This window comes from Serratia sp. 121840015-1, assembly GCF_053627655.1.
In genome coordinates, this window is sequence record NZ_JBSEYF010000006.1 from 225164 (window position 1) to 237859 (window position 12696).

12 protein-coding genes are annotated in these 12696 nt (G+C 61.3%); 7 read left to right on the forward strand and 5 right to left on the reverse strand.

The window, feature by feature from the left end:
• The first annotated feature begins 140 nt into the window (after positions 1-140).
• Genes glpA through glpC form a run of 3 tightly spaced genes read left to right on the forward strand, consistent with a single transcriptional unit; the run spans position 141 to position 4244 of the window.
• Complete coding sequence (glpA, locus tag ACUXAC_RS22685) at positions 141-1790, forward strand: anaerobic glycerol-3-phosphate dehydrogenase subunit A (RefSeq protein WP_387444049.1); 1650 nt, start codon at positions 141-143, stop codon at positions 1788-1790.
• Positions 1780-3048: a glycerol-3-phosphate dehydrogenase subunit GlpB gene (gene glpB / locus ACUXAC_RS22690; protein ID WP_387444052.1), complete on the forward strand. Its 1269-nt coding sequence runs from the start codon at positions 1780-1782 to the stop codon at positions 3046-3048. The genes glpA and glpB overlap by 11 nt, the downstream gene beginning before the upstream one ends.
• A complete protein-coding gene (gene glpC, locus ACUXAC_RS22695) occupies positions 3045-4244 on the forward strand; it encodes an anaerobic glycerol-3-phosphate dehydrogenase subunit GlpC (protein WP_421115351.1) in 1200 nt (399 codons plus the stop codon). Before glpB ends, glpC begins: the two co-directional genes overlap by 4 nt.
• 34 nt (positions 4245-4278) lie before the next feature.
• Here the strand turns inward: glpC and ACUXAC_RS22700 are convergent, their stop codons facing one another.
• The 3 genes from ACUXAC_RS22700 to ACUXAC_RS22710 all read right to left on the reverse strand — a co-directional run bounded on the left by ACUXAC_RS22700 (position 4279) and on the right by ACUXAC_RS22710 (position 6058).
• Positions 4279-4842 carry a DcrB family lipoprotein gene (locus tag ACUXAC_RS22700; RefSeq protein ID WP_047729417.1) on the reverse strand — a complete coding sequence of 188 codons (564 nt, stop codon included), beginning with the start codon at positions 4840-4842 and terminating at the stop codon, positions 4279-4281.
• A gap of 80 nt (positions 4843-4922) precedes the next feature.
• Positions 4923-5357, reverse strand: coding sequence for a GNAT family N-acetyltransferase (locus ACUXAC_RS22705; protein WP_421115352.1), 435 nt, complete (start codon positions 5355-5357; stop codon positions 4923-4925).
• Positions 5358-5398: 41 nt separating this feature from the next.
• Positions 5399-6058 carry a 7-cyano-7-deazaguanine/7-aminomethyl-7-deazaguanine transporter gene (locus ACUXAC_RS22710; RefSeq protein ID WP_060424186.1) on the reverse strand — a complete coding sequence of 220 codons (660 nt, stop codon included), beginning with the start codon at positions 6056-6058 and terminating at the stop codon, positions 5399-5401.
• A gap of 220 nt (positions 6059-6278) precedes the next feature.
• On the opposite strand from ACUXAC_RS22710, the gene tusA reads away from it, so the two are divergent.
• Complete coding sequence (tusA, locus tag ACUXAC_RS22715; protein ID WP_025304890.1) at positions 6279-6524, forward strand: sulfurtransferase TusA; 246 nt, start codon at positions 6279-6281, stop codon at positions 6522-6524.
• An 89-nt stretch (positions 6525-6613) separates the two neighbouring features.
• Here tusA and ACUXAC_RS22720 read toward each other — a convergent pair whose 3' ends face one another.
• Positions 6614-8932, reverse strand: a complete 2319-nt coding sequence (locus tag ACUXAC_RS22720; RefSeq protein WP_421115353.1) for a zinc/cadmium/mercury/lead-transporting ATPase — start codon at positions 8930-8932, stop codon at positions 6614-6616.
• 682 nt (positions 8933-9614) lie between these two features.
• Here ACUXAC_RS22720 and ACUXAC_RS22725 point away from each other — a divergent pair.
• On the forward strand, positions 9615-11078 hold the full coding sequence (locus ACUXAC_RS22725; RefSeq protein WP_421115354.1) for a serralysin family metalloprotease: 1464 nt from the start codon (positions 9615-9617) through the stop codon (positions 11076-11078).
• A 55-nt stretch (positions 11079-11133) separates the two neighbouring features.
• Positions 11134-11511 carry an AprI/Inh family metalloprotease inhibitor gene (locus ACUXAC_RS22730; RefSeq protein WP_038874139.1) on the forward strand — a complete coding sequence of 126 codons (378 nt, stop codon included), beginning with the start codon at positions 11134-11136 and terminating at the stop codon, positions 11509-11511.
• Between the two features lie 40 nt (positions 11512-11551).
• Here the strand turns inward: ACUXAC_RS22730 and ACUXAC_RS22735 are convergent, their stop codons facing one another.
• On the reverse strand, positions 11552-12178 hold the full coding sequence (locus tag ACUXAC_RS22735) for a lysoplasmalogenase (protein ID WP_049200035.1): 627 nt from the start codon (positions 12176-12178) through the stop codon (positions 11552-11554).
• Positions 12179-12336: 158 nt separating this feature from the next.
• Here ACUXAC_RS22735 and ACUXAC_RS22740 point away from each other — a divergent pair, with 158 nt between their 5' ends.
• Positions 12337-12693: a DUF2500 domain-containing protein gene (locus ACUXAC_RS22740; protein ID WP_060424177.1), complete on the forward strand. Its 357-nt coding sequence runs from the start codon at positions 12337-12339 to the stop codon at positions 12691-12693.
• Positions 12694-12696: the final 3 nt, after the last annotated feature.

Here is a 12696-nt window from a genome sequence, read left to right on the forward strand (position 1 = left end):
AAAATCGTGATTATGATCACATTGATGGTTTTTTGTGGACATTTTTATTTCGTTTCATGTTCGTTATTGTTCCTTATCAAACAAAGACCCTAATAACCGTGGCTCAATAGGCTCATAACTACCGATCCTGAGGGAGCGACATGAGCAGCTATTTTGACGGCGGCGAAACGGATGTGATCATCATCGGCGGCGGCGCCACCGGTGCAGGCATCGCCCGCGACTGTGCGCGGCGCGGCTTGCGCTGCATCTTGCTGGAGCGCCACGACATCGCCACCGGCGCCACCGGCCGCAACCACGGTTTACTGCACAGCGGCGCGCGCTATGCGGTGACCGACGGCGAGTCGGCGCGCGAGTGCATCGAAGAGAACCGCATCCTGAAACGCATTGCCCACCACTGCATCGAGCGCACCGATGGGCTGTTCATCACCTTGCCGCAGGACTCGCTGGACTATCAGCAACAGTTTATCGACGCCTGTCGCCAGGCCGACATCGACGCTGAAGCTATCGACCCGCAGCTGGCGCTGCGCCTGGAGCCGGCGGCCAACCCGACGCTGATCGGCGCGGTGCGGGTGCCGGACGGCACCGTCGATCCCTTCCGGTTGACCGCCGCCAACATGCTGGACGCGCGTGAACACGGCGCGCAGATCCTGACCTACCACCAGGTGGTGGGGCTGCTGCGCAGCGGCGACCGGGTGACGGGCGTGCGCGTTTACGACCATCAGAATCAGCGGCGTTATGAGCTGCATGCGCCGGTGGTGGTCAACGCCGCCGGCATCTGGGGCCAGCAGATCGCCGAATACGCCGACTTGCGCATCCGCATGTTCCCGGCCAAAGGGGCGCTGCTGATCCTCGGCCACCGCATCAACAACATGGTGATCAACCGCTGTCGCAAACCGGCGGATGCCGACATCCTGGTGCCGGGCGACACCATCTCGCTGATCGGCACCACCTCGACCCATATCGATTACGACCAAATTGACAACATGCTGGTGACCCCGCAGGAGGTGGACATTCTGATCCGCGAGGGAGCGCTGCTGGCGCCCACCCTGGCGCAGACCCGCATTCTGCGCGCCTATGCCGGGGTGCGGCCGCTGGTGGCCAGCGACGACGATCCCAGCGGGCGCAACGTCAGCCGCGGCATCGTGCTGCTCGATCACGCCGCTCGCGACGGGCTGGAAGGGTTTATCACCATCACCGGCGGCAAGCTGATGACCTACCGCCTGATGGCGGAGTGGGCCACTGACAAGGTGTGCGAAAAGCTTGGCGTAAACCGCCCGTGCACCACCGCGCAGGACGCGTTGCCCGGCTCCCGCCAGTCGGCGGAGGAAACGGTGCGCAGCGTGGTTTCTCTGCCCGCCAGCATTCGCGGCTCGGCAATTTACCGCCACGGCGATCGCGCCAGCCAGGTGCCGGCGGCCGATCGGCTCGACACCAGCCTGGTGTGCGAATGCGAGGCGGTGACCGCCGGGGAAGTGCGCTATGCGGTCAACTCGCTGACCGTCAATAACCTGGTGGATCTGCGCCGCCGCACCCGCGTCGGCATGGGCACCTGCCAGGGGGAACTCTGCGCCTGCCGCGCCGCCGGGCTGCTGACGCGCTTCAAGGTCAGCACGCCGCAGCAGTCCATCGCGCAGCTGTCGCAGTTCCTCAACGAACGGTGGAAAGGCGTACGGCCGATCGCCTGGGGCGATGCGCTGCGTGAGAGTGAATTTACCAGCTGGGTTTACCAGGGGTTATGCGGGCTTGAGGCCCAGGCCGACAAGGAGCAGGAGGCGGATGATGCGATTTGACGTAGTGGTGATTGGCGGCGGCCTGGCCGGCCTGAGCTGCGCCATTGCCGTAGCCGAACAGGGCAAGCGCTGCGCGGTGGTCAGTTCCGGCCAGAGCGCGCTCTACTTCTCCTCCGGCTCGCTCGATCTGCTGGCGAGATTGCCGGACGGCACGCCGGTCGAGATGCCGCTGGCGGCGTTACCCCAGTTGGCGCAGCAGGCGCCGCAGCATCCGTATGCCCTGATCGGGCCCGGCCGGGTGGCGGCGCTGTCCGCCGCCGCGCAGCGGCTGCTGGAGCGCTGCGGGCTGAACCTGCAGGGCGAGGGCGCCAATAACCATCTGCGTATTACGCCGCTAGGCACGCGCCGCGCCACCTGGCTCAGCCCGCAGGCGATCCCGACGCTGCCGCTGACCGGCCAACTGCCGTGGCGGCGTATTGCAGTGATCGGCATCGAGGGGTTCCTCGACTTCCAGCCGCAGATGGCCGCTGACTCTCTGAGCCGGGAGCTCGGCGTAGAGACGGAGGTAGCCTATCTGCACATGCCGGCGCTGGACAGATTGCGCAATAACCCCAGCGAGTTCCGCGCGGTGAACATCGCCCGGGTGCTGGATTTGATGGAAAGCCTGCCGCCGATGGCCGAGGAGCTGCGGCGGTTGGCGGGCGAGGCCGACGCGCTCTTCCTGCCGGCCTGTTTGGGCATGGAGGACGACGCGTCGCTGGCGGTGCTGCAGGATGCGGTCGGCAAACCGATCCGGCTGCTGCCGACGCTGCCGCCTTCGGTGCCCGGCATGCGCTTGCATCAGGCACTGCGGCGGCGTTTCCAACAGCTGGGCGGCGTTTTCATGCCTGGCGACAGCGTGCTACGCGCCGAGTGTGAAGCCGGCCGCGTCACCGGCCTGTATACCCGTAACCACGGCGATATTCCGCTGCGGGCACAGCAGGTGGTGCTGGCCAGCGGCAGCTTCTTCAGCAATGGGCTGGTGGCGGATTTCGACGGGGTGCGCGAACCGATCTTCGGACTGGACGTGCACAGCCGCGCCGATCGCGCCGACTGGAGCCGGCGCGAGCTGTTTGCACCGCAGCCTTATCTGCAGTTTGGCGTGCGCACCGACGGCAGGCTGCGGGCGATGAAGCAGGGAATGCCGTTCGACAATCTGTATGCCATCGGCGCGGTCGCCGGCGGCTACGATCCGCTGCAGCAGGGCTGCGGCGCCGGCGTGTCATTGATCGGTGCGCTGCACGTCGCGCAGCAGATTGCCGCGGAGGAAAACGCATGAGCCTGCATCAGGACCACAGCTTTGAAAGCTGCATCAAATGCACCGTCTGCACCACCTACTGTCCGGTCGCCAAAGTGAACCCGCTCTATCCGGGGCCAAAACAGGCGGGGCCGGACGGCGAGCGGCTGCGGCTGAAAGATCCGGCGCTGTACGACGAAGCGCTGAAATACTGCACCAACTGCAAGCGCTGTGAAGTGGCCTGCCCGTCCGACGTCAAAATCGGCGACATCATTCAGCGCGCCCGCGCCGACTTCGCCCAGAGCAAGCCGACGCTGCGCGACACCATCCTCAGCCACACCGACATCATGGGCTCGCTGTCGACGCCGTTCGCGCCGATCGTCAACGCCGCTACCGGGCTGAAACCGGTGCGCAAGCTGTTGGACAAGGCGCTGAAGATCGATCACCGTCGCGAACTGCCGAAATACTCGTTCGGCACTTTCCGCCGCTGGTACCGGCAACAGGCGCAGGCTCAGCAGCGTTATGCCGAGCAGGTGGCGTTTTTCCACGGCTGCTTCGTCAACTATAACCATCCGCAGCTGGGCAAGGATTTGATCCGGGTGTTCAACGCGCTGGATATCGGCGTGCAGCTGCTGAAACGCGAGAAATGCTGCGGCGTGCCGCTGATCGCCAACGGGTTTATCGAGCAGGCCAAAAAGCAGGCCAGGGTCAACGCCGAGTCGCTGCATGAAACGGTGCTGGAGCGCGGCATTCCGGTGGTCGCGACCTCATCGAGCTGCACCTTCACCCTGCGCGACGAATACCCTCATCTGCTGGACGTGGACACCACCCCGGTGCGCGATCGGGTGGAGCTGGCGACGCGCTATCTCTACCGCCTGATCAATCAGGGGCGTAGCCTGCCGCTGAAGCACACGCCGCTGCGGGTGGCTTATCACACGCCTTGCCATATGGAGAAGATGGGCTGGACCGCCTACACGCTGGAGCTGCTGCGGCAGATACCGGGGCTGGAGCTGGTGGTGCTGGATTCCCAGTGCTGCGGCATCGCCGGCACCTACGGGTTCAAATCGGAGAACTACGCCACTTCGCAAGGCATCGGCGCACCGCTGTTCCGGCAGATCGAAGAGAGCGGGGTGGATCTGGTGGTGACCGACTGCGAGACCTGCAAATGGCAGATAGAAATGTCCACCAGCAAGCGCTGTGAACATCCGATCACCCTGCTGGCGCAGGCGCTGGCGTAAAAACGAAAGGGCCGGCAAGCCGGCCCCTGTGGGATTACTGCTTCAGCTTCAGGGTGGAGATGATGCCTTCGGCTTCGGTCTGCGCCTGCTGCTGATTGTCCGCCGGCAGCGTCACCTGAATGGTCAGCATGTTGTTGTTCAGCGAGCCGATCAGGACGGAGGAATAGGCTTTTTCGCCGCTGCTGGTGATGATGCTGTCCAGCTGACGCAGCGGCACGCCGTTGACGTCGAGCGCCTTGTTGGTGATCACCTGCAGGTTGGCGTCACGCGCGCGCTGGGTATTCTCCAGGCGCTTGGCCAGAGTCTCCAGGCTGTCGGCGGTCTTGTCGCCCAGGATCACGATCACCGCGCGCTGACCAGTGCTGTCTGCGTAAACATGCATGTTGTTGGCCTGGTTACCCAGCTTGCCGCTCTGATCCGCCATGCCGACCGGCAGCGTGAACGCCAGTTTACCGTCCAGCAGGCTCACCTGCTGCCCGGCCGGTGCGCTGGCCGCCGCGCCGTCTGGCGCTGCCTTGGTGTCTTTGGTGTTGCCGTCGCAGGCCGCGAGGCCAAGCGCCAGCAGGCTGATACCCATCAATTTCGCTACTTTACGCATCGGGCTTCCTTATTCCTTTCCGGTAGGGATTCACTGTCGTATCGCAACCTATTCCAGGTTGAAATGCAAGGCAGATGTTGTCACAAGTTTTTTTCCAGTAATAGCCGATAATCAGCCACTTCGCCTTTCTTTTCCAGCTGAACAATCTGATAGTGATGGGAGAGCAGCATCGTCAGCATGGCGCGGAACCGGTTACGGGTTTTGACCGTCAGCTGGTGATAGCCCTGCGCCTGCGCCCAGCGTTCCTGTTCGGCCAACAAGGCCTGCGCCACGCCGTGGCGACGAAACGCCGGCAGCACCCCGCCCAGCCAGCTGTAAAACACCGTTTCCCGCTGTTGATAACCGAGCTTGAAACCGGCCGGCTGACCGTCGATTTCGGCGATCAACAGGCTGGCGGGGGCGATGCCGATGCGCCGCTGCAGATCGGCCAGGCTATGCAGGTTGCCGAATTCGGGGATGCGTTGATAAAGACGGTGGATTTCTTCGAGCGTGGCGTTGCGAACGATTGGGGTCATGGGCGGCCTCCAAAGGATAGGGCCGCCCAGAATAGCACGGCTCAGCTCGGCTGCAGGCTGCCGCTGCGCGCCGCGATGCGTTTGAGCAGCATGTTCAGCAACACGCCGTACATCGGCAGGAAGAACAGCAGGCAGATCATCACCTTGAAGCTGTAATCCACCAGCGCGATCTCCACCCAGTTGTTGGCCATGAAGGGATCGCTGCTCTTGTAGAAGGCGATGAAGAAGAACGCCAGCGTATCGCTGATGTTGCCGAAGAACATCGCCGCTGCCGGTGCCACCCACCAGGCGCTGCGCTGGCGCAGGCGGTTGAACACATGTACGTCGAGGATCTGGCCGAGCACGTAGGCCATGAAGCTGGCCACGGCGATGCGCGCCACGAACAGGTTAAAACTGCCCAGCGCCGCGAATCCCTGCCACTCTCCCTGATAGGTGACGGTGGAGATCACGTAAGAGATGAACAGCGCCGGCACCATCACCGCCAGGATAATCCGCCGCGCCAGCGGCGCGCCAAAAATGCGCACGGTCAGATCGGTCGCCAGGAAGATAAACGGGAAGGTAAAGGCGCCCCAGGTGGTATGGAAGCCGAAAACGGTGATCGGCAGCTGCACCAGGTAGTTGCTGGAGGTAATGATGGCGATATGAAACAGCGAAAGCCAGACCAACGCCGTGAAGCGCTGCTGTGCGGTAAACGAATACATATTGTAGCCTTTTTAGCAGTGGGGTGAGGGAACCCAGTGTGTCTTGTTAAAACAGCAAAAAACGCTGCGCGGCAGCATGATACGCGTTTGCGCAACCAATGCAATGGTTAAATTTAACGCAAACGTTAACGCATCTTGCGCAGAAAAACTACCGGCGTAAACTAGGCGCTAATGAGATGCGGCGAGCGTTCGCCGATCGTTTTTGAACGAGAAAAATTGCATGACTGACTTATTTGCCCAGGCAGACCAGACGCTCGACGCGCTGGGCCTGCGTTGCCCGGAACCGGTGATGATGGTGCGTAAAACCGTGCGCCATATGGACAACGGCGAAACGCTGCTGATTATCGCCGACGATCCGGCTACCACCCGCGATATTCCGGGGTTCTGCCGCTTTATGGAACACACGCTGGTGGCGCAGGAGACCGAGCAGGCGCCATACCGTTATTTGCTGCGTAAAGGCGTATAGCGGCGACAAGGTCGTGTTGATGAAGGAAAAGTCTCTTTCCCCGAAATGACAACGGGCGCGGTATGCCGCGCCCGTATTGGTTTCCGAACTTAGCTGCGCTTTTTCAACAGCCGCAGCGCGTTGGCGGTGACCAGCGCGGTGGCGCCGGAGTCAGCCAGCACCGCCAGCCACAAACCGGTCAGCCCCAGCAGGCTGGTGATCAGGAAGACCCCCTTCAGCCCCAATGCGATGGTGATGTTTTGCCGGATATTGGCGTGGGTGGCGCGCGAGATGCGGATCATCTCCGCGACGCCCACCAGCCGGTTGTGGGTCAGGGCGGCGTCGGCGGTTTCCAATGCCACGTCGGTGCCGCTGCCCATGGCGATGCCGATGCTGGAGGCCTTCATCGCCGGGGCGTCGTTGATCCCGTCGCCGATCATCGCCGTCGGGCGCAGTTCGCTCAGTTCGGTAACCGCGCTGACCTTATCTTCCGGCAGCAGACCGGCACGATAGTCGAGGCCCAGCTCGCCGGCGATCGCCGCGGCGGCGCGCGGGTTGTCGCCGGTCAGCATCACGCCGCGAATACCCAGCGCGTTCAGTTCGGCTATGGCCTGTTTGGCGTCGCCGCGCAGCGTATCGCGCAGCGCCAGCAAGCCGATGGGCGCGCCGTCTTCCAGCACCACTACCGCCGTTTTGCCGGCGTTTTCCAGCTTGTCTACCTGGCTCTGCCATTGGGCGTCGAGCAGGCCCAGTGCCAGCTTGCCCGGCGCGCTGATCAGCACGGTCTTGCCGTCCACGATCCCTTCCACGCCGACGCCGGCCAGCGCGCGGCGCGCCTGCGCCAGCGGCAGCTCCGTCCCGCTTTCGGCGGCGCGGTTGATGATCGCCTGCGCCAGCGGGTGATGTGAACCGGCTTCCACCGCGGCGGCAAGCTGCAGCAGCCGCTGTTCGGTGAGCGCGCCGATCGGCAGCACGTCGGTCACCGTCGGCTTGCCTTCGGTCAGGGTGCCGGTTTTATCGAAGGCGATAGTTTGGATCTGGCCCAGTTGCTCCAGCGCCGCACCGCCTTTAATCAGCGCGCCACGCCGCGTGGCGGCTGCCAGCCCGGATGTGATCGCCGCCGGGGTCGAGATCACCAATGCGCATGGGCAGCCGATCAGCAGCAGCGTCAGGCCGCGATAGATCCAGGTATCCCACGGCTGCGAGAACAGCAGCGGCGGCACCAGGATCACCGCGACGGCCAGCAGCATAATGGCCGGGGTGTAATAACGGCTGAACCGATCGAGGAAGCGTTCTATCGGCGCGCGGCGCTCTTCGGCCTCCTCAATCAGCTGCAAAATGCGGTCGATGGCGTTTTTGCCGGGCTCGGAGATCACCTTCATCTGCGCCGCCTGATCGACGGACAGGCTGCCGGCGGCCACTTTCTCACCCTGTTGGCGCTCGACCGGTACCGATTCGCCGGTCAGGGCGCTTTCGTCGAAGCTGGCGAACGGATTGAGCAGCTCGGCGTCGGCCGGCAGGCGCCCGCCGGGTGCGATTTCAATCACGTCGCCCGGACGCAGGCTGGCGACCGGCACGCGTTTGCGCTCCGCACCTTGCAGCAGCAGCGCATCTTCCGGCACCAGCTCCATCAGCGCCGTCACGCCGCGCCGCGCGCGGTTGGCGGCGTAGGATTCCAGCAGTTCACCGACCATAAACAGCAGCAGTACCATCGCCGCCTCGGCAGTGGCGCCGATGAACAGCGCGCCGATGGCCGCCACGCTCATCAGCGTTTCGATGGCGAACGGCGTGCCGGAACGAATCAGACGCAGCGCCTTGGCGGCGACCGGTGCCAATCCGACCAGCGTGGTGGCGATAAAGGCGATGCGGCCCAGCTCCGGGTTAACCCGATCCAGCACCCAGCTGACGACCATCAGGGTGGTCAACAGCAGCAGCGGTGCGAATTCGCCGAAGCGTGAAGTTTTCGGCGCGGCGGCTTTGGCGATCTGAGTGCCGAGCAGGGTAAAGCCGGCCTGGGCGACCGCGTCCTGGATCCGCAGGCTGATATCGGACTGCGCATCGACCACCAGTTTCTCGGTGGCGAACAACACGCGCGCGCTGTCGACGCCGGGGAGTGCGGTGACGGCATTTTCGATTTTCTTGGCGCAGCTGGGGCAGTCCATGCCGGTGACTTTCCAGCTGAAACGTTGGCTACCGGAAGGGGGAGCGGCGGCCAGCCTGTCGCTTTCCTCGTCCGGATCGTCGGGTGCGGCGGTGCAGCAGCTGCTATCGCCATGATCGTGATGGTGGTGGGTGTGTTCGGCCTGTGCGGCGGCGTTTTTCGGCTCGCTGCTGCAGCCATGCTGGGTTTTGCTGTGGCTGTGGTTGCAGCCGCATCCGCCTTCGGTGTGGTGATGTTCCTGATGATTATGGTTTTGCTGATTGTGCATAACGTCCCCCCTTCGGGCTGTTAAACGGGTTTGCTCAGCTGACTCTACACCCTGGAGTCAACTCCAGAGTCAAGCGCCGGATGAGAATTATTGCTAACGGCGTTCGAGTGTATAAAGGGGTATTCATTCAATAATGAATAATGCGAATTTAAATCTATAGGCTTTTCTTATCCCCTATTTGGGTGAAAAGCCTCACTGCCGTTAGTTTAAATAAGAAAATAATATTCCTATAGAAACTAAAAAGTCGCCTGACCTAATAATAAAGAGTTATTAACCTATAACGCTTTAGCAAAATTTACCTTTTTACTCGTACCAAGCCAGCATGATTCGCTTGTGCCTGCAGGCCGCATTGTTATTGAAGTTTGGTGCCAACTTATCCTCGTTAAGTTTCATTTGTTTTGTAAAGAAGCCTAAAAAGCAGCATAACAAACTTTCGTTGAGACAATAAAAGGTTGATTATTTTATGTTCAGTTTCGCGACCCTGCCTATAATTGGAATCGATTACCATTTTTAATGGCAATCTTATTTGCTGATATATATGCATTAATTCTACCTAACACACTGCCGGCAACGGCGCATAAGCCCCTTCCAGCAAGCTTAAGGTTCATTAACCGTAGCTTACGGGGAGGTTATGTCTATCTGTCTGATTGATAACGATCAGATAATGAGTGGAATCGAACCAATGCAATCTACTAAAAAGGCAATTGAAATTACTGAATCCAACTTCGCAGCCGCCAAAACCGGCTACGATGCTGTAGCCGACCTGCTGCATTATCATGAGCGTGGCAACGGGATTCAGATTAATGGCAAGGATTCATTTTCTAACGAGCAAGCTGGGCTGTTTATTACCCGTGAGAACCAAACCTGGAACGGTTACAAGGTATTTGGCCAGCCGGTTAAATTAACCTTCTCCTTCCCGGACTATAAGTTCTCTGCCACCAACGTCGCCGGCGACACCGGGCTGAGCAAGTTCAGCGCGGAACAGCAGCAGCAGGCTAAGCTGTCGCTGCAGTCCTGGGCTGACGTCGCCAATATCACCTTCACCGAAGTGGCGGCCGGCCAAAAAGCCAACATCACCTTCGGCAACTACAGCCAGGATCGCCCCGGCCACTATGATTACGGCACTCAGGCCTATGCCTTCCTGCCGAACACCATTTGGCAGGGCCAGGATCTGGGCGGCCAGACCTGGTACAACGTCAACCAATCCAACGTGAAACATCCGGCGACCGAAGACTACGGTCGCCAGACGTTCACCCATGAGATTGGCCATGCGCTGGGCCTGAGCCACCCGGGCGATTACAACGCCGGTCAAGGCAACCCAACCTACCGCGACGCGAGCTATGCGGAAGACACCCGCCAGTTCAGCCTGATGAGCTACTGGAGTGAAACCAACACCGGTGGCGACAACGGCGGTCACTACGCCGCCGCTCCGCTGCTGGACGACATTGCCGCCATTCAACACCTGTATGGCGCTAACTTGTCGACCCGCACCGGCGACACCGTGTACGGCTTTAACTCCAATACCGGCCGCGATTACTACAGCACCACCAGCAACTCGCAAAAACTGATCTTTGCGGTCTGGGATGCGGGCGGCAACGATACCTTCGACTTCTCCGGTTACACTGCGAACCAGCGCATCAACCTGAATGAGAAATCGTTCTCCGACGTGGGTGGTTTGAAGGGCAACGTCTCGATCGCCGCCGGGGTGACCATCGAGAACGCCATTGGCGGTTCCGGCAATGACGTGATCGTCGGCAACGCGGCCAACAACGTGCTGAAAGGCGGCGCGGGCAATGACGTGCTGTTCGGCGGCGGTGGGGCGGATGAGTTGTGGGGCGGTTCCGGCCAGGATACCTTCGTGTTCACCGCTGCCAGCGATTCTGCACCGGGTGCTTCGGACTGGATCCGCGACTTCCAGAAAGGGATCGACAAAATTGACCTGTCGTTCTTCAACAAAGAGGCGCAGAGCAGTGATTTCATCCACTTCGTCGATCACTTCAGCGGCGCGGCCGGTGAAGCGCTGCTCAGCTACAACGCTTCCAACAACGTGACCGATTTGTCGGTGAACATCGGGGGTCATCAGGCGCCGGACTTCCTGGTGAAAATCGTCGGTCAGGTAGACGTCGCCACCGACTTTATCGTGTAACACAGCAACGACACGCCCGGCGCAGTCTCGGCCGGGCGTGATGCGGGAGCCCGGTATGAAAGGTACTTTAACGCGCACCGCTCTGGCGGCGGGCGGCATGATGGTGACGAGTGCGGTCATGGCCGGCAGCCTGGCGCTGCCGACCGCGCAGTCGCTGGCGGGGCAATGGCAGGTGGCCGACAGCGAACGGCAATGCCAAATCGAGTTTTTGGCGAATGAGCAAAGTGAAACCAACGGCTATCAGCTGGTGGATCGGCAACGTTGTCTGCAAAGCGTGTTTGCGGCCGAGGTGGTGGGCTGGCGCCCGGCGCCGGACGGCATCGCCCTGCTGCGGGCGGATGGCAGCACGCTGGCGTTCTTCTCGCGCGACGGCGATCTGTATCGCAACCAGCTGGGTGCCGATGATGCCTTAACGTTGAAAGCGTTGGCTTGATGTGGGAACGGGTTCGGCGTGCCGAACCCGCGGCAGGTCGTTACAGGTAGAGTGAGCGCACGATCAGGAAGTGGCCGGAGAAGTAACAGAAAGCGACGATGGCGTCCGCTGCGCGGAAGGTGAAACGGTAGCGGTTGATCAGCCAAACCACGTTGGCCAGCAGCAATAGCGAGGTACCGGTCAGCAGCGAGAAGCCGAAATCGGTGCTGCGCAGGAAATATTGTTCGCCCGCCAACCAGACCATCAGCAGCGTCATCGCCACGTAGGTGACGATCGGCCAGCGCATCTCTTCCAGCCGGGTCCAAAGGGTGGCCAGCAGCAACGCGCCTATCGCCAGCAGCGCCAGCGGCAGCGGCCAGAACAGACTGAACGTCATCTGGCTGGCGAAGCTCAGGGTATACAGCAGGTGGGAGAGGAAAAAGGCGCCGATGGCGTACAGCACCCGCTCGCGCGGCAACAGGAGCAGCGCGTCGCCGATCAGCGTCGCCAGCAGGCCGAGTACGATCAGATAACCTGCCGCGCTGAGCACCGGCGCCTGCCAGGCCAACAGCAACAGCAGCAGCAGCGTGACGGGTTTGAACACCCAGCGTTGCCAGCGCGGCCCACGGTATGAGGCGTCGACGAACAGCCAACCGGAAAAGAATACGGCAAGGAACGGCCAACTCATTATGTCTTCCTTATGTATGAGGGAGCCGCAACAACCGGCTCCAAACTGTCACCCATGTCACTTCTTATTTCAGTGTAGGTAGCCTGCCGACGATCGACAATGCTTTCTTGAGAATGCTATGTTTACGCCGATTTGGCCGCGAAGGAAATGGGAAACCGATGAGTAAGCCACCGTTGTTTTTTGTCGCCGTGATTGCGCTGATCGCCGTGCTGGCCACGCAACGCTATTTCAAACAGCGCCAGCAGGAGGCGGAAAACGACCGCGCACCGATGCGCAGTCTGCAGGTGACGGTGAGCGACAAGCGAAGCTTCCCGGTCGCCAAGACCCGTGCGCCGCAGCGCGAACCGCTGGTCAATGAGCCGATGTATTACGAGGTGGTGTTCCGCCCGGTACAGGGCGGTGAAGACATCCAGCTTCGGCTGAAACAGTGGCAATACAACCCGATAGAACAAGGCGCGCAGGGCACGTTGAACATGCAGGGCACGCGCTTCGTCTCTTTCACCGTTCAGCCGTAGCGG